Below are 22,596 nucleotides of genomic sequence, written 5' to 3' on the forward strand. Positions count from 1 at the left end.
TGGGGTGTTTGAGCGGGCCTCATCGCAGGCAAGCCAGCCCCCACAGTTGTAGGTGTTCGCACCTCTGCACTGTGGGAGCTGGCTTGCTCGCGATGGCGTCACTTACACCACCGAGGCTTTCTTTTCTGCACAAACGCCTGCGTCCCCTCAATCCCTTCTTCGCTCCTTACCGCCTCGGCAAACCACTGCGCCCCTCGGTCCAGCACAGCCTCAAGCGGCTCATCCACACTCGCCAGCAACAGGGATTTGGTCCGTCCATTCGCGCCTGGTGCGCAGCGCAGCACGTGTCCCAGTACCTCATCCAAACGCTCTGCCAGCGCCTGCGGGTCGCGCTCGGTAAAATGCACCACCCCCAATCGTTCAGCTTCCACGCCATCAAACCGAGCTGCCGTCAGCGCCAACCGTCGTGCCTGGGTCAGGCCAATCCGCTTGACCACAAACGGCGCAATCTGCGCTGGCAATAATCCCAGGCTGGTCTCCGGCAATCCGAATTGCGCCTGGTGATCGGCTATCGCGATATCACTCACACACGCCAACCCAAACCCCCCGCCCAGCACCGCGCCCTGTAGCACCACGATCACGACTTGCGGCACGCTTTCCACTTCCTGCAGCAAGGTGCCAAACGCCCGGTTCAGTGCCTGTAGTTGGCTACCCGCGGTGACGAGATCCTTCACGTCCGCCCCGGCGCAAAAATGCCCGCCTGAACCGCTGATCACCACCGCCCGCGTCTGGCTGTCCAGCTTCGCCATCACGCTGCGCAGTTCATTGACCATTTCCAGGCTCATCGCATTGCGGTTTTCAGGGCGGTTGAGGGTGATGTGCAACACGCCGTTGTGCGGTTCCAGCAGCAAGGTCTTCATGATTTTTTCCCCGGCAAGGTGCCCATCAGTTTGCAGATGATGCCCAGCATGATTTCGTCGGCGCCGCCGCCGATCGACACCAGGCGCACATCGCGATAAGCGCGGGCCACGGGGTTGTCCCACATAAAGCCCATGCCGCCCCAGTATTGCAGGCAACTGTCGCTGACTTCGCGGCCCAGGCGCCCGGCCTTGAGCTTGGCCATGGAGGCCAGGCGGGTGACGTCCTGGCCTTTGATGTATTGCTCGGTGGCCTGATAGACCAGCGCGCGCAGGCATTCGATTTCGGTGGAGAGCTCAGCCAAGCGAAAGTGAATGACCTGGTTATCGATCAGCGCCTTGCCGAAGGTCTGGCGTTCTTTGCAGTAGTCGATGGTGCTGTCGATGCAGTGCTCCAGGCCCTTGATCATATTGGCCGCGCCAAACAGGCGTTCTTCCTGGAACTGCAGCATCTGCATCATGAACCCCGCGCCTTCATGGCCGATGCGGTTGCGCTGCGGCACGCGCACGTCGTCGAAGAACACCTGGGCGGTCTCGGAGCTGTGCATGCCAAGCTTTTCCAGGGGCGGGCTGACGCTGATGCCGGGGGTGTTCATCGGCACCATGATCAGCGACTTGTTGATGTGCGGTTTGTCGTCGGAAGTGTTGGCCAGCAGGCAGATGAAGTCGGCGCTGGGTGAGTTGGTGATCCACATTTTGCTGCCGTTGATCACGTAGTCGTCGCCGTCCTTGCGCGCATGGGTCTTGAGCCCGGCCACGTCGGAGCCGGCGCCGGTTTCCGAGACGCCGATGCAGCCGACCTGCTCGCCGCTGATGGCCGGACGCAGGAATTCGTCGCGCAGTTCATCGCTGCCGAAGCGGGCGAGGGCGGGGGTGCACATGTCGGTCTGTACGCCAATGGACATGGGAATGCCGCCGCAGCGAATGGTGCCGAATTCTTCGGCGGCGACGATGGAATAGCTGTAGTCCAGGCCCATGCCACCGAATTTCTCCGGCTTGGAAATGCCGAGCAGACCGAGGTCGCCAGCCTTGCGGAAGATCTCATGGATGGGAAAGCGTCCGGCTTTTTCCCATGCGTCCACATGGGGGTTGATCTCGCGGTCGACGAAGGCGCGGACGGTGCGGCGCAGTGCCTGGTGTTCCTGGGTAAAGATCATTTTTATTGTTCTCCTAAAAACGCGCTACACCGAAGGTATTGGCTTGCAACTCACGCACCTGCGCCTCGTGGCAGATATCCAGCAGAAAGCCCAGCAAGGTCCGTGTATCCCGTGGATCAATCAGCCCGTCGTCCCACAAATTGGCACTGCCATAAAGCGCGGTGGATTGGCTGTCGAGCTTCTGTGCGGTGACCTGCTCCAGCATGTCCAGCACCTTGGGGTCCGGCACCAGGCCGTCCTTCAACTGCTTGGCCTCAGTGACGATGCGCAGCACTTTGCCCGCCTGCGCACCGCCCATCACCGCCGTGCGGCTGTTGGGCCAGGCGAAGATAAAGCGCGGGTCCAGGCCGCGGCCGCACATTGCATAGTTGCCGGCGCCGTAGGAGCCGCCCACCACAATCGTGAGTTTAGGCACTCGCGCATTGGCCACCGCCTGGATCATCTTTGCGCCGTGCTTGATCACGCCTTGCTGCTCAGACTCGGTGCCGACCATGAAGCCGGTGGTGTTGTGCAAGAACAGCAGCGGCGTGCGGCTTTGGTCGCACAGTTGGATAAAGTGTGCGGCCTTGGTCGCGCCCTTGGGCGTGATCGGGCCGTTGTTGCCGATCACCCCGACGGCGTGGCCTTGGATGTGCAGGTGGCCGCAGACGGTGTGGGCATCGAACTCGCCTTTGAATTCAAGGAAGCGGGAGCCGTCGGCCAGGCGCGCGAGGATTTCGCGGACGTCGTAGGGTTTCTTCGGGTCGTCAGGGATCAGGCCCAGCAGTTCTTCGATGGGATACAGGGGTTCTGCGTAATCACGGTTTGGCACCATTGGCAGGTGATCATTCCAGGGCAACAGGCCGACGATGTCCCGTGCGATGCGCACACCGTCGGCGTCATTTTCCGCCAGGTATTCGGCGGTGCCGGCGGTGTGTGCGTGCATCTCTGCGCCACCCAGTTCTTCATCGGTGGCCACTTCGCCGGTTGCGGCCTTGAGCAGCGGCGGGCCCGCGAGGAACAGTTTGGCCCGGCCACGCACCACCACCACGTAATCCGACAGCCCCGGCTGATAGGCACCGCCCGCCGTGGCCGAGCCATGCACCACGGTGATCTGCGGCAAACCCATGGCCGACATGCGCGCCTGGTTGGCGAAGCTGCGCGCGCCCTCGACGAAAATCTCGGCGGCGTAGTTGAGGTTGGCGCCGCCGCTTTCGGCCAGGGTCACCACGGGCAGTTTGTTCTCCATGGCGATGTGTTGCAGGCGCAGAGATTTCTTCAGGCCGGTGGGGGAAATGGTGCCGCCCTTGATCGCGCTGTTATTGGCCACCACCAGCATGCGCACGCCGCTGACGTAGCCGATGCCGGCGATCAACCCACCGCCGGCGGCGCTGCCATCCTTGTCGTCGTGCAGCTTGTAGCCGGCCAGGCTGGCCAGTTCCAGGAACGGCGCGCCGGGGTCCAGCAACAGGGCGAGACGCTCGCGGGGCAGCAGTTGGCCGCGCTTGTCGAACTTGGGCTTGGCTTCCTGAGCCTTGGCGAGCAGGGTGTGTTCCAACTGGTGAAGGTGGGCGATGGCCGCCAGCATGGCCTCGCGATTTTGCGCGAACTGGGCGTGGTGGGTGTCGATCAAGGACTCGATTACCGGCATGGTCTATTTCTCCGCCTTGAGCACATCCGGCAGGTAGGCACGGTGAAAGCCATTGAAGGGTTCGCTCGGTGCCTGCGCCTTGTGCAACGGCCAGGCGCGGCTGCCCAGGCTGGCCGCACCGTCGATGCGCAAAGTGCTGCCACTGATGAAGGCGGCGGCGGGGCTGAGCAGGAACACGATGGCCGCGCTGACTTCCGATTCGGTGCCGATGCGCTTGAGCGGCACGTGTTCGCGCAAGGTCGGGATCACCGCCTTGAACGCGCCTTCGTAGGTGTCCATGCCGCTGGAGGCGATCCAGCCCGGCGCCACGGCATTGACCCGTACCCCGGCGTAACCCCATTCGAAGGCGGCGGTCTTGGTGAAGTTGTCCATGCCCGCGCGCGCCGCACCCGAGTGGCCCATGCCGGGCATGCCCCCCCACATGTCCGCGAGCATGTTGACGATGGCGCCGCCATGCTTGCTCATGGATTGGTTGAACACTTCCCGCGCCACCAGGAAGCCGCCGACGAGGTTGGTGCGGATTACGGTTTCGAAGCCTTTTTGGTTGATCGCCGCCAGCGGTGACGGATATTGGCCCCCCGCATTATTGACCAGGCCGTGGATCGGGCCGTGGGCATGAATGATGTGTTTGACCAGCGCCTTTACGGCCTCTTCATCGCGAATGTCGCACGCCTGCCACGCGGCGCTGCCGCCATCTTCGGCGATCTCGATCGCGACGTTTTGCAGCTTTTCCGGCTTGCGTCCCACCAGGATCACCTTGGCACCCAAGGCCGCCAACTCATGGGCGGTACAGCGGCCAATACCGCTGCCACCGCCGGTGACCATCACGGTGTGCCCGTGGAACAGGTTGGCTTTGAAGATCGAGTCGAAGGCCACGGCAACGCTCCTGTCAGGTGAGTGAATCTGCGATGTGTTGCGGCACGGCGATGGGGATTTCCAGCAGTTGCTGGGCGAAGGCTTTGCCCTGCGGGTCGATGCGCAGGCTGGCGATGCCGCCGCCGCCCAAGGCGTTTTCCAGCAGGAAGTTGAGGCTGTGGCTGCCGGGTAAATACCAGCGCTCGACGCGACCGTGAACGGGGTCCAGCACATGGCCCATCCAGTCGACGATCACTTCCGGGGTCAGCGCTTCGGCGATCCAGGGCAAGTACTCGGGGTCGCGGGCGATCACGCCGATGTTGCTGTGGTTGCCCTTGTCGCCGGAACGCGCCACGGCCAGTTTCACCAGAGGGACGCTGGCGTCGGCGCGGCCTCGGGGCTTGGGTGGGTCAATCGGTGCATCGGGCAGGGCGGGGGCGTCGGCAACCGGCAGGGAGCAGGTGTGGCGTTTGTCCTGCAAGTCGATCAACAGCTGGCAGGCGGATTTATCGATCAGGAATGAAAACAGCCGGATCAACGGGTACACGGTTGGCCGTCCGCCCACGATGCCGGTCAGGCCCGGCGCCATGCCGGTGGCGGCTTGAGCGATCTCACGTGCGAACAGCACCAATGCCTGTTTGCTCGGGTGACGCACCGCCAGTTTCACCACCACTTCGCGGCAGTCCTGACGCTTCGCGTGGGCGCCATAGGTCGCTTCACTGCCGAGCAGTTCGATATTCACCTCGGTGTAGGGCGCCCAACCGCGTTGGCTGAACAGTTCCGAGGTCTTGTGGATGATGGCCTGGCTGACCCGCTCGGCCTTTGCCACCGCATCGATCCCGGCGATCAGGCAACTGGCGGTGCAGCGGAAGCCGTCCGGGTAGGTGGCGCTGACCTTGTACTGATCGGTGGGCGGCAAGCCCCTGGCGCCGTGCAGGCGCACACAGTTTTTGCCTTGCTGCTGCAACTTGACCTGGCTGAAGTCGCAGATCACATCGGGCAGCAGATAGGCCCGCGGGTCACCGATCTCATACAGCAACTGCTCGGCCACGCTGAGTTCGCTGATCAACCCGCCCGTGCCGTCGACCTTGCCGACGGTGAACTGCCCGTCGGCGCCGACTTCTACGATGGGAAAACCGATGTGTTCGTAGTCCGGCACATCGCGCCAATCGGTGAAATTACCGCCGGTACACTGTGCGCCGCATTCGATGATATGCCCGGCCAATGCGGCTTGGGCGAGGCGGTCGTAGTCTTGCCAGGACCAGTTGAACTCATGCACCAGCGCCGCGCTGACCACGGCGCTGTCCACCACGCGACCGGTGATGACGATATCCGCGCCCAGTGCCAGTGCCTGGGTAATGCCCGGTGCGCCGAGGTAGGCGTTGGCGGACACGCACACCGGTGGCAACGGCGTGCCGTTGAACATGTCCGTGATGCCGTGCAGTTGCTTGAGTTGGGGGAGCAGGTCATCGCCCAGCAGCACGGCGATGTTCAGTTTGATACCTGCTTTGTCGCAGGCCGCTTGCAGGGCGGCGGCGCAGGCCTGGGGATGGATACCGCCGGCATTGCTGATCACACGAATGCCCTGGCGCTGGATATCCGCCAGCAAGGGCGTGAGCACTTCGACAAAATCCGTCGCGTAGCCCGCCTGGGGATCTTTCATGCGCGCGCCGGCGAGGATCGACAGGGTGACTTCCGCCAGGTAGTCGAACACCAGGTAATCCAGCTTGCCGCCGTGCACCAACTGGGCAGCGGCGGTGCAGGTGTCGCCCCAGAAGGCGCTGGCACAGCCGATACGAACTGTCTTGCTCATGAGAAATCCTTCCTCGAATGGCTGTGGGCGAGACTACCAAGCAAGCGCTTGGTTTGTAAACGCCAGTCACAAGTTTTAGCCAAGCGCTTGCTTGGGTGGCCGCCACGGCCTAAATTGCCGGCCAAGACGTCCGTGGAAGTAGAGGAGAGAGGCATGGATGAGCATAAAGCCCTGCGGGTGATGCGCACCATGGTTGAAGCCGGCCAACTGACCGACCCCGACAGCGCCCGGGGCAAGCTGCTGCAGACCGCGGCCCACCTGTTTCGCAACAAGGGCTTCGAGCGCACGACGGTGCGCGACCTGGCCAGCGCCGTGGGCATCCAGTCCGGCAGCATCTTTCATCACTTCAAGAGCAAGGACGAGATCTTGCGCGCGGTGATGGAAGAAACCATCCATTACAACACCGCGATGATGCGCGCTTCCCTTGAGGAAGCCAGCAACGTGCGTGAGCGTGTATTGGCGCTGATTCGCTGTGAATTGCAGTCGATCATGGGCGGCAGCGGCGAGGCCATGGCGGTGCTGGTCTACGAATGGCGTTCGCTGTCGGCCGAAGGCCAGGCCCAGGTGCTGGCCCTGCGTGATGTGTATGAGGCGATCTGGCTGCAGGTACTGGGTGAGGCCAAGGACGCCGGCTATATCCGGGGCGATGTATTTATTACCCGGCGTTTCCTCACCGGTGCCTTGTCCTGGACCACCACTTGGTTCCGCGCCGAGGGCAGCCTGACGCTTGAGCAGTTGGCCGAAGAAGCCCTGTTAATGGTTCTGAAAGCCGATTGAGGTGCAAGCTATTAATTTGCCGATGGAAAGTTGTCTCGCCAGACGAAAACGCCTAGCTTATCGCCATTAGCGTTTTTGAACGGTGTGTGCCTTGATGTTTTCGCCATGGCGGCTGGCTGCAGGACTTACCTTTTGGGCACTGGGCACCGCGTGGTGGGGGCAGGCTTCGGCTGCGCAACTGGTCCGCATCGGCGCGGCACATTTCCCGCCCTACACCGTGCGCCCCGAGCAGGGTGCCGATACCGGGTTGCTGCCGCAACTGGTCGAGGCCCTGAACGCCTCGCAAACCGACTACCAATTTGTACTGGTGCCCACCTCTATCCCGCGACGTTTTCGCGATTTCGAGCAGGGCCGGGTGGATATGGCCATCTTCGAAAACCCTGACTGGGGCTGGCAGAAGATTCCCCACACCACGGTCGATATGGGCCTGGAAGACGCAGAGATTTTTGTCGCCCAACGTGAGGCCGGTCGCGACCAAAGCTATTTCGCTGACCTCAAGGGCAAACGCCTGGCGGTATTCAGCGGTTATCACTACGCCTTCGCCAACTTCAACCCCGACCCCAAGTACATGGCGGAGCACTTCAACGCCACGTTGACCTACTCCCATGACAGCAACCTGCTGATGGTTGCGCGCGGGCGTGCCGACATTGCCTTGGTGACCCGTTCGTACTTGAGTGACTTTATGGTGCGCAATGCGGAGATGGCGGGGCAGTTCCTGGTGTCGGAGCGCATCGACCAGGTGTATCACCACTTCGCGCTACTGCGCCCGAAAGCACCGATCACGGGGGAGGCCTTTTCCGCATTGCTCAAACGCTTGCGTGATGATGGCGAGATGCTGAAGATTTTCGAGCCGTACCGCATTGATGTGACGGCGGTACCCTGAGTGTGGGAGCAGGCCTGCTCCCACATTTCCTACAGCGGTGTGTCACACCCTACGTGCAAACGTATCGCTATGGCTGCCCGACACTTTGCGGCAGTGCACCAGCGCATCCCGGATCATGAAGTTCACCAGGGTCGGCGATACGCCAAGTTCCTTGGCGATGTCCTTTTGCGGCACGCCGTGCAGGCGGTACATCTCGAACGCGTAGCGGGTGCGTTGCGGCAGCTCCGTCAGGGCGTCGGCGATGTTTTCCAGGGTGTTGAAATTGATGTGCGAGGTTTCCGGTGAAGCGCCGTGAATAACCACATTCAAGCCTTCCTCTTCCGTCCCGGAATATTTGAGCTCCAGGGCCTGCTTGCGGTAGTGATCGATCGCCAGGTTGCGCACGATCTGGAACAGATAACTCAATTGAGCCTTGAACGATGACGTGATCGTCGGCGCCGACTGCAGCCGGAAGTAGGCGTCCTGCACTACGTCTTCGGCACGGGAGCGGCAGCCGGTAATACGTGCCGCGATCTTCACCAGGATCAGCCGATTATCGACGAATGCCTGGAGAAGCGGTGAGTCGCACCTGCCTGTGGATACTTGTTCCGTCATGGAAATCACCTTGTCGCAAAAGAAGTCAGGGGAGGGCGTCCTTGCTGAGGCCTCCTACACATCGGGCAACAAATTATGCTGAATGATAATGATTGTCAAATGAGAAGGCGAACTAATCTTATGCTTTCTTGTTAGGTGTGAACCACGTCTCGCTCGTACCCGGCGACTAATTATTTGCTGGTGCCGTCCGTTCTTCTGGGTGACAGGTCCGTTAGTAAAACGGCCAAGGACCAGCACCCGCAGGAGGACGAAATGGGTTTTTATCGTGCATACAGCGTGTTTCAGTTTGGAGTCGTCACTCGATGAGTGCGCCGACCCGACTGCGGCTGTTCTGCCTGCCCTATTCGGGCGCCAGCGCCATGGTTTACGCGCGCTGGCGTCGGGCCCTGCCCGAGTGGTTGCAGGTATGCCCACTGGAATTGCCCGGGCGTGGCATGCGCATGGACGAGCCGTTGCAGCGCGACATCAAGGTGTTGGCGGCCCAGCTCGCCGATGAAATCAGCCGCGACCTGAACGGCCCCTACGCCTTGTTCGGTCACAGCCTCGGCGGCCTGCTCGCCTTCGAGTTGGCGCATGCGCTGCGTGCGCGCGACGTGCCGCCGCCGCTGGCCCTGTTCGCTTCCGGCACGGCCGGGCCGGCACGCCGCGACGTCAGCGAATACGCCATCGAAAAGACCGACGAACAACTGATCGCCCGCCTGCGCGAGCTGCAAGGCACCGCCGAAGAAGCCCTGACCAACCCCGAGTTGATGCAGTTGATGCTGCCGATCCTGCGCGCGGATTTCCTGCTGTGCGGCAGCTTCAGCTACGGCGAGCGCACACCGCTGGGCATGCCGATTCACGTGTTTGGCGGCAAACAGGACAGCGTGCGCGCCGACCAACTGCTCGACTGGCAGCTGGATGCCGCCAGTGGCTTTTCCCTGGACATGTTCGACGGCCACCACTTCTTCCTCATACAGCACGAAAGCGCCGTGCTGCGCTGCATGCGGCGTTACGCCGAGGAACACCTGGCCCGATGGCGCAATGGCGTGGCACGTCCACTTGCCGTCGGCTGAACCAGCCCCCCCGAATTCTCGAATTTCCCGTAAGCCGATTTCAGGCAGGAACCCCATGATGGACGCCTTCGAACTTCCCCGTACCCTGGTCCAGTCCCTTCAACGTCGTGCTGCGCAGACCCCGGACCAGGTCGCCTTGCGCTTCCTCGCCGAGTCCGCCGAGCACAGCGTTGTGCTCAGTTATCGCGATCTGGATCAGCGTGCCCGCACCATCGCCGCCGCCTTGCAGGCCAATGCGGACCTGGGCGACCGTGCCGTGCTGTTGTTCCCCAGTGGCCCGGATTATGTCGCGGCGTTCTTTGGTTGCCTGTACGCGGGTGTGATCGCGGTGCCGGCCTATCCGCCGGAGTCCACCCGTCGCCACCATCAGGCGCGCCTGCTGTCGATCATCAGCGATGCCGAACCGCGTCTGCTGCTGACCATCGCCAGCCTCGCCGATGGCTTGTCGCAGCTCGAAAATGCGCCGCCCGTATTGAGCGTCGATCGGCTGGAAGGTGCCGGCAATTGGGTCGCCCCTGACCTGCATCCGGACGACATCGCCTTCCTGCAATACACCTCAGGTTCCACCGCGTTGCCCAAGGGCGTGCAAGTCAGCCACGGTAACCTGGTGGCCAACGAAGTGTTGATCCGTCGCGGTTTCGGCATCGACCTGAACCCCGATGACGTGATCGTCAGTTGGCTGCCGCTGTACCACGACATGGGGCTGATTGGCGGTCTACTGCAACCGATCTTCAGTGGTGTGCCCTGCGTGCTGATGTCGCCGGCCTACTTCCTCGGGCGACCGTTACGTTGGCTGGAAGCGATCAGTGAATACGGCGGCACCATCAGCGGCGGTCCGGACTTCGCCTATCGCCTGTGCAGCGAAAGGGTCAGCGAGACCGCGTTGGAGCGCCTGGATTTGAGCCGGTGGCGCGTGGCCTATTCCGGCTCCGAGCCGATCCGCCTCGACACTCTGGAACGCTTCGCCGAGAAGTTCGCCGCCTGCGGTTTTACCCCGAACCATTTCTTTGCCTCCTACGGCCTGGCCGAGGCGACCCTGTTTGTCGCGGGCGGCAGCCGTGGCCAGGGCATTGCGGCGATGCGCGTCGACGATCAGGCCCTGGCCGCCAATCGCGCCGAGCCGGGGCAGGGCAGTGCGATCATGAGCTGTGGCACCCGCCAGCCGGAACACGCGGTGCTGATCGCTGACCCGCATACCCTTGCCGAGCTGCCCGACAACCACGTCGGCGAACTCTGGGCCACGGGTCCGAGCATCGCCCACGGCTACTGGCGTAACCCCGGAGCCACCGCAAAGACCTTTGTGCAACATGCCGGCCGTAGGTGGCTGCGTACGGGCGACCTGGGCTTCATCCGTGACGGTGAGGTGTACATCACCGGTCGCCTCAAAGACCTGCTGATCGTGCGCGGCCACAACCTGTACCCACAAGACATCGAGCAGACCATCGAGCGCGAAGTGGAGGTGGTACGCAAAGGCCGGGTCGCCGCATTTGCAGTGAATGAGCAGGGCCTGGAAGGCATCGGCATTGCCGCTGAAATCAGCCGCAGTGTGCAGAAAATCCTGGCGCCCGAGGCGCTGATCAAGGCGATTCGCCAAGCCGTCGCCGAGGCGTATCAAGAGGCGCCAAGCGTGGTGGTGCTGCTCAACCCTGGCGCCTTGCCAAAGACCTCCAGCGGCAAGCTGCAGCGCGCGGCCTGTGCGCTTCGTCACAAGGACGGTAGCCTCGACAGCTATGCGCAGTTCCCGGACCTGCACGCGCAGGAGAGCGATGGGGCGCTGGAATCCGAACTGCACAACCAGATTGCGGCGATCTGGTGCGAGCAGTTGCAGGTGGCGACGGTTGCGGCCGATGACCACTTCTTCTTACTCGGCGGCAACTCCATCACCGCCACCCAGGTGGTCGCACGCCTGCGCGAAAGCCTCGGCCTGGAGCTTAACCTGCGCATGCTGTTCGAAGCACCGACCCTGGAAGGCTTTGCCGCCAGCGTTGCGCAGTTGCAGCAGGACGGCGGCGTCGCCCAAGGCGCGATCCACAGCCTGTCGCGCCAAGAGGAATTGCCCCAATCCCTGGCACAGAACCGCCTGTGGATCACCTGGCAACTGGACCCCCACAGCAGCGCCTACACCATCCCCGGCGCCCTGCGCCTGCGCGGCGAGCTGGATGAAGACGCGGTGCGTACCAGCTTCCAGCAACTGATCCAGCGCCACGAAGCCCTGCGTACACGCTTCTACGAGCGCGACGGCCAGGCTTTCCAGCGTGTCGATACCAAGGCCGATTTCGACCTGCAAGTCATCGACCTCAGCGACCTGCCCGTTGCCGAGCGCGAAGCCCGTGCGCAACAGATCCGCGAAGACGAAGCGCGCACCCAGTTCGACCTGGAAAAAGGTCCGCTGTTGCGGGTGACCCTGGTGCGTCTGGACGATGAAGATCACCAACTGCTGGTGACGCTGCACCACATCATCGCCGACGGCTGGTCGCTCAATATCCTGATGGACGAGTTCTCACGCCTCTATGCCGCCGCAGTCCAGGGCCAGACCCTGGAGCTGCCGCCCCTGGCCCTGCAATACGCCGACTACGGCACTTGGCAGCGCCAATGGCTGGCCGAAGGTGAAGGCCAGCGTCAACTGGCGTACTGGAAAGCGCAGTTGGGTGAAGAGCATCCCACCCTGAGCCTGGCGACCGACCACCCGCGCTCGGTACACCACCGTCACAGTGCCTCACGCCACACTGTGCGCCTTGGCGCGAGCCTCAGCGAAGCCATTCGCCAGACCGCCCGGACCCACGAGTCCACCCCGTTCATGCTGTTGCTGGCAGCCTTCCAGAGCGTGCTCTACCGTTACAGCGGCCAACGCGATATCCGCATCGGCGTGCCCAACGCCAACCGCCCGCGCCAGGAAACCCAAGGCCTGGTCGGCTTCTTCATCAACACCTTGGTGCTGCGCGCCGAGCTGAATGGGCGCTTGCCCTTCACTGAACTGTTGGCCGCGACACGCCAGGCTGCGCTGGGCGCCCAGGCCCATCAGGATTTGCCATTCGAACAACTGCTGGAGGCCTTCCCGCAGGCCCGCGAGCAGGGCCTGTTCCAGGTCATGTTCAACCACCAGCAACGCGACCTCAGCGCATTGCGCCGCCTGCCGGGCATGCTCGCCGACGAGTTGCCGTGGCACAGCCGCGAAGCCAAGTTCGATTTGCAACTGCACACCGAAGAAGACCGCAACGGGCGCCTGAGCCTGTCGTTCGACTATGCCGATGAACTGTTCGAAAGCGCGACCATCCAGCGCCTCGCCGAGCACTACATCAACCTGTTGCACGCCGTCTGCGAACAGCCCCGGCAAGCCATCGGCGACCTCATGCTGATGCAGCACGACGAACAAGCCCTTTACAGCGAAGCACCCTGCGCACCGGCCCAAGTGTGGCTGCCCGAACTGCTCAACCAGCAGACCTCGGACACCACCGCGCTGGTCTGGGGCGGCGGCAGCCTGACCTTCGCCCAATTGCACACCCAGGCCAACCGCCTGGCCCATTACCTGCGTGACAAAGGCGTCGGCCCGGACGTGTGCGTGGCCATCGCCGCCGAACGTTCGCCGCAACTGTTGATCGGCTTGCTGGCGATCATCAAGGCCGGGGGCGCCTACGTGCCGCTGGACCCGGATTACCCCACCGAGCGCCTGGCCTACATGCTCAAGGACAGCGGCGTTCACCTGCTGCTGACCCAGACCGCGCTGCTGGAGCAGGTGCCGGCTGCCTGCGGCGTGTGCGTCATCGCCATGGACAGCCTGCACCTGGACAGTTGGCCCACCCAGCCGCCCGGCCTGCATTTGCACGGTGATAACCTCGCCTACGTGATCTACACCTCCGGTTCCACCGGCCAGCCCAAAGGCGTGGGCATCACCCATGCCGCGCTGGCCGAGCGCTTGCAGTGGATGCAGGCCACTTATCCACTCAACGAAACCGACGTGCTGATGCAGAAGGCACCGATCAGTTTCGACGTGTCGGTGTGGGAATGCTTCTGGCCGCTGATCACCGGGTGCCGCCTGGTACTGGCCGGGCCCGGTGAGCATCGCGACCCGCATCGGATCGCGCAGTTGGTGCAGGAACACGGCGTGACCACGCTGCACTTCGTGCCGCCGCTGTTGCAGTTGTTTATCGACGAACCGCTGGTGGCCGAATGCACCAGCCTGCGGCGCTTGTTCTCGGGCGGGGAAGCCTTGCCCGCCGAACTGCGCAACCGCGTTCTGGCCCAGTTGCCAGCCGTGCAATTGCATAACCGTTATGGTCCGACCGAAACCGCGATCAACGTGACCCACTGGCACTGTCGCGCAGAAGACGGCGAGCGCTCGCCGATTGGTCGGCCACTGGGCAACGTGATCTGCCGCGTGCTGGATGAGCAGCTCAACCCCGTGCCGCTGGGCGTGCCGGGTGAGCTGTGCATCGGCGGTATCGGCCTGGCCCGGGGTTACCTTGGCCGCGCCGGGTTGACGGCTGAGCGTTTTGTCGCCGATCACCAAGGCGCCCGCCTGTACCGCACCGGTGACCGCGCCCGTTGGAGCGCCGACGGTGTGATCGAGTACCTCGGGCGTCTCGACCAGCAGGTCAAGCTGCGCGGCTTCCGTGTGGAGCCGGAAGAAATCGAGGCGCGCATGCTCGCCCTGGAGGGCATCGCTCAAGCTGTGGTGCTGGTGCGTGACGGGCAGTTGATTGGCTACTTCACTGCCCATGGCAACCTGGACGAACAACAGGTCAAAACCGCCCTGGCCGCGGAGTTGCCGGAGTACATGGTGCCCGCGCTGCTGATGCGCCTGGACGCCATGCCGTTGAGCCCCAGCGGCAAGCTGGACCGCCGCGCATTGCCGGCGCCGGTGTGGCAAGTGCGTGAACACGTCGAACCCGAAACGCCGCTGCAACAGCAAATCGCCGCGATCTGGCGCGAAGTTCTCGGCCTGCCAAGCATTGGTCTGCGCGATGACTTCTTCGCCCTCGGCGGCCACTCGTTGCTGGCCACGCAGATCATCTCCCGCACCCGCCAGGCCTGTGATGTGGAACTGCCGTTGCGCACCTTGTTCGACGCCAGTGAACTGGGGGCGTTTGCCGAGCAGGTCGGCCTGATCCAGGCCTCGGGCCAACGCAACCAACAGACCGTCATCGCCAAGGTCGACCGCGGCCAACCCGTGCCGCTGTCCTATTCCCAGCAGCGCATGTGGTTCCTGTGGCAGATGGAACCGGACAGCCCGGCCTACAACGTCGGCGGGATGGCGCGTTTGCGTGGCGTGCTGGACGTGGGGCGTTTCGAGGCGGCGCTGCAAGCGCTGATCATGCGTCACGAAACCCTGCGCACGACGTTTCCGAGCGTCGATGGTGTGGCTTATCAGAACGTTTCGCCGCAGACCGGGCTGCGCATGGATTGGCAGGATTTCTCCGCGCTGAGCGAAGCCGACCGTCAACCGCGCCTGCAGCGACTGGCTGATCATGAGGCACACACGCCGTTCAACCTGGAAACCGGGCCGTTGTTGCGTGCGTGCCTGGTCAAGGCCGGCGAGCAGGAACACTACCTGGTGCTGACCCTGCACCATATCGTCACCGAAGGCTGGGCCATGGACATCTTTGCCCGTGAACTCAGCGCGTTGTACGAGGCCTTTATCGACGAGCGCGACTCGCCGCTGGCGCCGCTGCCCGTGCAATACCTCGACTACAGCGTGTGGCAGCGTCAGTGGCTGGAGTCCGGCGAGCGCCAGCGTCAGCTGGATTACTGGACTGCGCAACTGGGCAATGAACACCCGCTGCTGGAACTGCCCGGCGACCGTCCACGCCCGCCTGTGCAAAGCCACCAGGGCGAGTTGTACCGCTTCGACCTCAGCGACGACCTCGCTGCCCGCGTGCGTGCCTTCAATGCCGAGCGCGGCCTGACCCTGTTCATGACCATGACCGCCACCCTGGCCGTGCTGCTCTACCGTTATAGCGGCCAGACCGACTTGCGTATCGGCGCCCCGGTTGCCAACCGTATCCGTCCTGAAAGCGAAGGCTTGATTGGTGCCTTCCTCAACACCCAGGTGCTGCGGTGCCAGCTCAATGGGCAGATGAATGTCGCTGAGTTGTTCGAGCACGTGCGCCACACCGTGATCGAGGGTCAGTCCCATCAAGACCTGCCGTTCGATCACCTGGTGGAGGCCCTGCAACCCCCGCGCAGCGCGGCGTACAACCCGCTGTTCCAGGTGATGTGCAACGTGCAGCGCTGGGAATTCCAACAGAGCCGCCAACTGGCCGGCATGACCGTCGAATACCTGGCCAACGATGCGCGGGCGACCAAGTTCGACCTCAACCTGGAAGTCACCGACCTCGACCATCGCCTGGGTTGCTGCCTGACCTACAGCACTGACCTGTTCGACGAGCCACGCATTGCGCGCATGGCCGCCCATTGGCGCAATCTGCTGGAAGCCTTGATCGCGGATCCGCAGCAACGCCTCAGCGAATTGCCGTTGCTGGGTGCGGATGAACAGCGTGTGTTGCAAGACAGCCTGGGCATTGAGAATGGCGAGCACCGTCTCGATCAGTGCATCCACCCACTGTTCAGCCAGCAGGTGGCAGTCCGTGGCGATGCGCCGGCGCTGACCTTTGCCGGCGTGACCCTCAGCTACCGAGAACTCGACGCCCGCGCCAACCGCCTGGCCTGGATGCTGCGCGAACGTGGCGTCGGCCCGCAGGTGCGTGTCGGCCTGGCGTTGCCGCGCTCCCTGGAAATGGTCATCGGCCTGCTGGCGATCCTCAAGGCCGGCGGTGCCTATGTGCCGCTGGACCCGGAATACCCGCTGGACCGCCTGCACTACATGATCGAAGACAGCGGCATCGGCCTGCTGCTCAGCGATGCGGCGATGTTCGAGGCCCTCGGCGAGTTACCGGCCACTGTTGCGTGCTGGTGTCTGGAGGATGACTTGCCGGTGCTGGCCAACTACCCGGCCGATGCGCTGCCGTTTATCAGCCTGCCGCAACACCAGGCGTACTTGATCTACACCTCCGGCTCCACCGGCAAGCCGAAAGGCGTGGTGGTATCCCACGGTGAAATCGCCATGCATTGCGCGGCGGTGATCGAGCGGTTTGGCATGCGCGCGGATGACTGCGAGCTGCACTTCTATTCGATCAACTTCGATGCGGCCACCGAGCGTCTGCTGGTGCCGCTGCTCAGTGGCGCACAGGTGGTGTTGCGGGCTCAGGGGCAGTGGGATGCCGAGGAAATCTGCGGATTGATCCGCACCCATGGCATCAACATCCTGGGCTTCACCCCGAGCTACGGCAGTCAGTTGGCGCAGTGGTTGGCGACCCGGCAGCAGACCATGCCGGTGCGTATGTGCATTACCGGCGGCGAAGCCCTCACCGGCGAACACTTGCAGCGCATCCGTGCCGCGTTCCAGCCCCAGGTGTTCTTCAACGCCTATGGCCCGACTGAAACCGTAGTGATGCCGCTGGCCAGCCTGGCGCCCGAGCACTTGGAGGAGGGCGCCGCCAGCGTGCCGATCGGCAGCATCATCGGTGACCGCGTGGCTTATATTCTCGACGCCGACCTGGCCTTGGTGCCGCAAGGCGCGACCGGCGAGTTATACGTGGGCGGTGCGGGTCTGGCGCAGGGGTATCACCAGCGTCCGGGCATGACCGCCGAACGTTTTGTCGCGGACCCGTTTGCGCGCAACGGCGGGCGCCTGTACCGCACCGGTGACCTCGTGCGCCAGCGCGTCGATGGCTTGGTGGAGTACCTCGGGCGTATTGACCACCAGGTGAAAATTCGCGGTTTCCGTATCGAACTGGGCGAGATCGAAACCCGCCTGCTGGAGCATGACGCCGTGCGCGAAGCGGTGGTGCTGGCGCTGGATGCGCCGAGCGGCAAACAGTTGGTGGCGTATCTGGTCAGCGATGCCGAGCACGTCGCGCTGCGTGATGCGCTGAAGGCCCATCTCAAGGCGCACCTGCCGGACTACATGGTGCCCACGCACCTGATCGTGCTGGACAGCATGCCGCTGACCGCCAACGGCAAGCTCGACCGCCGTGCCTTGCCGCAGCCGGATCCCGAAGCCAACCGCCAACACTACGTGGCACCCCGCAACGAACTGGAAAGCACCCTGGCGGCGATCTGGTGCGCGGTGCTGAACGTGCAACAAGTCGGCCTGGACGATAACTTCTTCGAGCTGGGGGGCGACTCGATCCTGTCGATCCAGGTAGTCAGCCGTGCGCGGCAGGCCGGGATTCATTTCAGCCCTCGCGACCTGTTTCAGCACCAGACCGTGCAGACCCTGGCTGCTGTGGCTACGCGCTCCGAGCAGGTTACGGCAGAGCAGGGCCTGCTGACCGGCAGTTCGGGTCTCACGCCGATCCAGCATTGGTTCTTCGACACCGAGACCCCGAACCGTCAGCACTGGAACCAGGCGCTGGTCCTCAAGCCGCTGCAGTTGCTCGACCCCCAGCGCCTGGAACAAGCGCTGCTGGCGGTACTGGAACACCATGACGCCTTGCGCCTGAGCTTCTCCAAGCGCGACGCCCAATGGCACGCCGAACACAGGGCCGTGCCGCAAGGCGGCGTGCTGATGCAGGCGCAAGTGCGTGACATGGCGCACTGCACCGCGCTGTTCACCGACACCCAACGCAGCCTCGACCTGGAGCACGGCCCGCTACTGCGCGCCTTGCTGGTGGACGGGCCCGAGGGGCAGCAACGCCTGTTGATCGCGATCCATCACCTGGTGGTGGACGGCGTGTCGTGGCGTGTATTGCTGGAAGATCTACAAACGGTTTATCGCCAGTTGAACGATGGCCAGTCCGTCAGCCTGCCGGCCAAGACCAGTGCCCTGCGTGATTGGGCCGCGCGTTTACAGGCGTATGCCGGTAGCGAATCCCTGCGTGAGGAATTGAGCGTCTGGCAGCACCAGTTGGCCGGCCCTGACGCCGCATTGCCGGTGGCCCGCCCACAAGGGTCGCTGCGCAACCGCGATGCCGACACCGTCAGCGTGCGCCTGGATGCCGAACACACCCGCCAGTTGCTGCAGCAAGCCCCAAGCGCCTACCGCACCCAGGTCAACGACCTGTTGCTGACCGCCTTGGCCCGCGTGTTGTGTCGCTGGAGCGGTCACGCTTGCGCGTTGATCCAACTGGAAGGCCACGGCCGCGAAACCCTGTTCGATGACATCGACCTGACCCGCAGCGTCGGCTGGTTCACCAGTGCCTATCCACTGCGCCTGACCCCGCAAACCGGGCAGGGCGATTCGATCAAGGCGATCAAGGAACAACTGCGCGCCGTGCCGCATAAAGGCTTGGGCTATGGCGTGCTGCGCTACCTCTCCGATGACCTGTGCAAGCAGACCCTGGCCGCACTGCCGAGCGCGCAGATCACCTTCAACTACCTCGGCCAGTTCGACCAGAGCTTCGGCGCCGATGCGCTGTTCCACCCGCTGGATGAATCCGCCGGCCTGGCCCATGACCCGGACGCGCCGCTGCCCAACGAGTTGAGCGTCGACAGCCAGGTGTATGGTGGTGAGCTGGTGCTGCGCTGGACCTTCAGCCGCGAACGCCACGATCAACAGAGCATCCATGAACTGGCCGATGCCTACCTCACCGAGCTGCAAAGCCTGGTTGCACATTGTCTGGAGGACGACGCCGGTGGTCTTACACCGTCCGACTTCCCGCTGGCGCACCTGACCCAGGCGCAACTCGACAGCTTGCCGATTGCCGCCAGCGCCATCGAAGATGTCTACCCGCTGACCCCGATGCAGGAAGGCCTGCTATTGCACACCCTGCTGGAGCCCGGCACCGGCCTCTACTACATGCAGGACCGCTACCGCATCAACAGCGCCCTGGACCCCGAGCGTTTCGCCCAGGCCTGGCAGGCGGTGATCGCGCGCCACGAAGCCCTGCGCGCGTCGTTCTGCTGGAACGTCGGCGAAGACATGCTGCAAGTGATCCACACACCCGGCAGCACGCCGATTGAGTACCTGGACTGGAGCGACGATCCGGAGGACCAGCAGGAGCCGCGCCTGCAAGCGCTGCTCAAGCAAGAGCGCGAAGCCGGCTTCGATCTGCTCAACCAGGCACCGTTTCACCTGCGCCTGATCCGCGTCGGCGCCGAGCGTTACTGGTTCATGATGAGCAACCACCACATCCTTATCGATGCCTGGTGCCGTTCATTGCTGATGAATGACTTCTTCGAGCTCTACATGGCCCTCGGTGAAGGCCGCGACGCGCAACTGGCCACGCCGCCGCGCTACCGCGACTACATTGCCTGGCTGCAACGCCAGAACCTCAATGAGGCACGCCAATGGTGGCAACAGAACCTGCAAGGCTTCGAACGCACCACGCCAATCCCGAGCGACCGGCCGTTCCTGCGTGAACACGCGGGCCACAGCGGCGGCATGGTGGTGGGCGATTGCTACACCCGTCTCGATGCCCGCGACGGTGCACAACTGCGCGAACTGGCACAGGCTCACCAACTGACCGTCAACACCTTCGCCCAGGCGGCGTGGGCGCTGGTGCTGCGCCGTTTGAGCGGTGATCGCGACGTGCTGTTCGGTGTCACCGTGGCCGGGCGCCCGGTGGAAATGCCCGAGATGCAACGCACCGTCGGCCTGTTCATCAACAGCATCGCCCTGCGGGTGAAACTGCCCGAGGACGGTCAAGCGTGCAGCGTGCGCCAGTGGTTGAGCGAACTGCTCGACAGCAATATGCAACTGCGCGAGTACGAGTACCTGCCGCTGGTGACGATCCAGGAACACAGCGAACTGCCCAAGGGCCAGCCGCTGTTCGACAGCCTGTTCGTGTTCGAAAACGCCCCGGTGGAAGTCTCGGTGCTGGACCGTGCACAAAGTCTGAACGCCACCTCGGATTCCGGCCGCACCCACACCAACTTCCCGCTGACCGCCGTGTGCTATCCAGGTGATGACCTGGGGCTGCACCTGTCCTACGACCAACGCTACTTCGACGAAATCACCGTGCAAGGCATGCTCGGCGAGTTCAAGCGCCTGCTGCTGGCGCTGGTCCAAGGCTTCCAGGGTGACATGGCCGACCTGCCGCTGATTGGCGAGCAGGAGCGTGAGTTCCTGGTGGAAGGCTGCAACCAGAGCGAGCACGACTACCCGCTGGAGCGCAGCTACATCGAGCTGTTCGAAGAGCAGGTCGCCGCTCATCCGCAGCGCATCGCCGCCAGTTGCCTCGACCAGCAATGGACCTATGACGAACTGAACCGTCGCAGCAACGGCCTGGGCCACGCGCTGATGGCAGCGGGTGTCGGCCTGGATCAACCGGTGGCGTTGTTGGCCGAGCGTAACCTCGACCTGCTCGGCATGATCATCGGCAGCTTCAAGGCCGGTGCCGGCTACCTGCCGCTGGACCCAGGCCTGCCGAGCCAGCGCCTGCGCAGCATCCTCGACTTGAGCCGCACGCCATTGCTGGTGTGCACCGAAGCATCCCGTGAGCAAGCCATCGAGTTGCTGGACGGTTTTGACTGCCAGCTTCTGGTGTGGGAGGAAATACCCGCGCGTGGTGAAAACCCCGGTGTCTACAGCGCTCCGGATAACCTTGCCTACGTGATCTATACCTCCGGTTCCACCGGTCTGCCCAAGGGCGTGATGGTGGAACAGCGCGGCATGCTCAATAACCAACTGAGCAAAGTGCCGTACCTGGCCTTGAGCGACGCGGATGTGATTGCGCAAACCGCGTCGCAGAGCTTTGATATTTCCGTATGGCAGTTCCTCGCTGCGCCGCTGTTCGGCGCGCGGGTGGACATCGTGCCGAACACCATCGCGCATGATCCCCAAGGCCTGCTGGAACATGTCCAGGCCCAGGGCATCACCGTGTTGGAAAGCGTGCCGTCGTTGATCCAGGGCATGCTTGCACAAGACCGCATCGGCCTGGATGGCCTGCGCTGGATGCTGCCGACCGGCGAAGCGATGCCACCGGAACTGGCGCACCAGTGGTTGCAGCGTTATCCGGAGATCGGGCTGGTCAACGCTTACGGCCCGGCGGAGTGTTCGGACGATGTGGCGTTCTATCGTGTCGACCTGGCGTCTACCCGAGGCACCTATTTGCCGATTGGTACGCCCACCGACAACAACCGTTTGTACCTGCTGGATGGCGCACTGGAACTGGTGCCGCAAGGCGCGGTGGGTGAGTTGTGCGTGGCCGGCACGGGTGTCGGTCGCGGTTACGTCAGCGACCCGCTGCGCACCGCGCCCGTATTTGTGCCGAACCCCTTCGGCGCACCGGGCGAACGTCTCTACCGCACCGGCGACCTCGCGCGCCGTCGCAGTGACGGCGTGCTGGAGTACGTCGGACGTGTCGACCACCAAGTGAAGATTCGCGGCTACCGCATCGAACTGGGTGAAATCGAAGCGCGCCTGCACGAACAACCGGAAGTGCGCGATGCGGCGGTGGGCGTGCAGGAAGGCATGAATGGCAAGCACCTGGTCGGCTACCTGGTGGCGGCGGATGAAGCACTGAACCCAAGCGAACGCCTGGACCGCATCAAGCAACGCCTGCGCGCCGAACTGCCGGAATACATGGTGCCGCTGCACTGGCTCTGGCTCGACCGCCTGCCGCTCAACGCCAACGGTAAACTCGACCGCAAGGCGTTGCCGGCGCTGGAGATCGGCCAGCTGCAAAGCCAGGACTACCTGGCACCGCGCAACGAACTGGAGGCTACGTTGGCCGCCATCTGGGCCGAGGTGCTGAAAGTCGAGAGGGTAGGGGTGCAGGACAACTTCTTCGAACTGGGCGGGCACTCGTTGCTGGCCACGCAGATTGCCTCGCGGGTGCAGAAGACCCTGCAACGTGATGTGCCGCTGCGCGCAATGTTCGAGTGCAGCACGGTGGCGGAATTGGCCGAGTATATCGACGGGCTGGCAGCCAATGAGGTCAGTGCCGAGAAGGTAGATCGGTTGAGTGATTTGATGGCGGAGTTGGAGGGGTTGTGAGAGGGCCGTTGGTCGGCAGCAACGTAGGGCTTCGTCAG

10 protein-coding genes are annotated in these 22,596 nt (G+C 63.5%); 4 read left to right on the plus strand and 6 right to left on the minus strand.

Annotated elements, in window-relative coordinates:
* Positions 1-98 precede the first annotated feature (98 nt).
* From AC4PS7_RS11260 to AC4PS7_RS11280, 5 genes are read right to left on the minus strand one after another with little or no spacing between them, the layout of a single operon-like run.
* Positions 99-860: an enoyl-CoA hydratase/isomerase family protein gene (locus AC4PS7_RS11260; RefSeq protein WP_010208799.1), complete on the minus strand. Its 762-nt coding sequence runs from the start codon at positions 858-860 to the stop codon at positions 99-101.
* Positions 857-2,014 carry a citronellyl-CoA dehydrogenase gene (atuD, locus tag AC4PS7_RS11265; protein ID WP_010208800.1) on the minus strand — a complete coding sequence of 386 codons (1,158 nt, stop codon included), beginning with the start codon at positions 2,012-2,014 and terminating at the stop codon, positions 857-859. Before atuD ends, AC4PS7_RS11260 begins: the two co-directional genes overlap by 4 nt.
* A gap of 13 nt (positions 2,015-2,027) precedes the next feature.
* Entirely contained in the window at positions 2,028-3,644 is a 1,617-nt protein-coding gene (gene atuC, locus AC4PS7_RS11270) for a geranyl-CoA carboxylase subunit beta (protein ID WP_010208801.1), read from the minus strand.
* A 3-nt stretch (positions 3,645-3,647) separates the two neighbouring features.
* Entirely contained in the window at positions 3,648-4,520 is an 873-nt protein-coding gene (locus AC4PS7_RS11275; protein WP_010208802.1) for an SDR family oxidoreductase, read from the minus strand.
* Between the two features lie 13 nt (positions 4,521-4,533).
* Positions 4,534-6,312 (minus strand): acyclic terpene utilization AtuA family protein, encoded by a 1,779-nt coding sequence (locus AC4PS7_RS11280; RefSeq protein ID WP_010208804.1) that lies wholly within the window; start codon positions 6,310-6,312, stop codon positions 4,534-4,536.
* Between the two features lie 153 nt (positions 6,313-6,465).
* Between AC4PS7_RS11280 and AC4PS7_RS11285 the strand changes: the two genes are divergently transcribed.
* Both AC4PS7_RS11285 and AC4PS7_RS11290 read left to right on the plus strand, forming a co-directional pair.
* Complete coding sequence (locus AC4PS7_RS11285) at positions 6,466-7,089, plus strand: TetR/AcrR family transcriptional regulator (RefSeq protein WP_010208805.1); 624 nt, start codon at positions 6,466-6,468, stop codon at positions 7,087-7,089.
* Between the two features lie 94 nt (positions 7,090-7,183).
* Positions 7,184-7,972, plus strand: coding sequence for a substrate-binding periplasmic protein (locus tag AC4PS7_RS11290; RefSeq protein ID WP_010208806.1), 789 nt, complete (start codon positions 7,184-7,186; stop codon positions 7,970-7,972).
* Between the two features lie 42 nt (positions 7,973-8,014).
* On the opposite strand, the gene AC4PS7_RS11295 is transcribed toward AC4PS7_RS11290, so the two are convergent.
* A complete protein-coding gene (locus AC4PS7_RS11295) occupies positions 8,015-8,566 on the minus strand; it encodes an RNA polymerase factor sigma-70 (RefSeq protein WP_005789991.1) in 552 nt (183 codons plus the stop codon).
* Between the two features lie 302 nt (positions 8,567-8,868).
* Here AC4PS7_RS11295 and AC4PS7_RS11300 point away from each other — a divergent pair, with 302 nt between their 5' ends.
* Together AC4PS7_RS11300 and AC4PS7_RS11305 are read left to right on the plus strand one after the other, a co-directional pair.
* Positions 8,869-9,621 carry a thioesterase II family protein gene (locus AC4PS7_RS11300; RefSeq protein WP_492179406.1) on the plus strand — a complete coding sequence of 251 codons (753 nt, stop codon included), beginning with the start codon at positions 8,869-8,871 and terminating at the stop codon, positions 9,619-9,621.
* A gap of 55 nt (positions 9,622-9,676) precedes the next feature.
* Entirely contained in the window at positions 9,677-22,558 is a 12,882-nt protein-coding gene (locus tag AC4PS7_RS11305; protein WP_492179407.1) for a non-ribosomal peptide synthetase, read from the plus strand.
* Positions 22,559-22,596 lie beyond the last annotated feature (38 nt).

The organism is Pseudomonas sp. DW-iso3 (assembly GCF_058725305.1).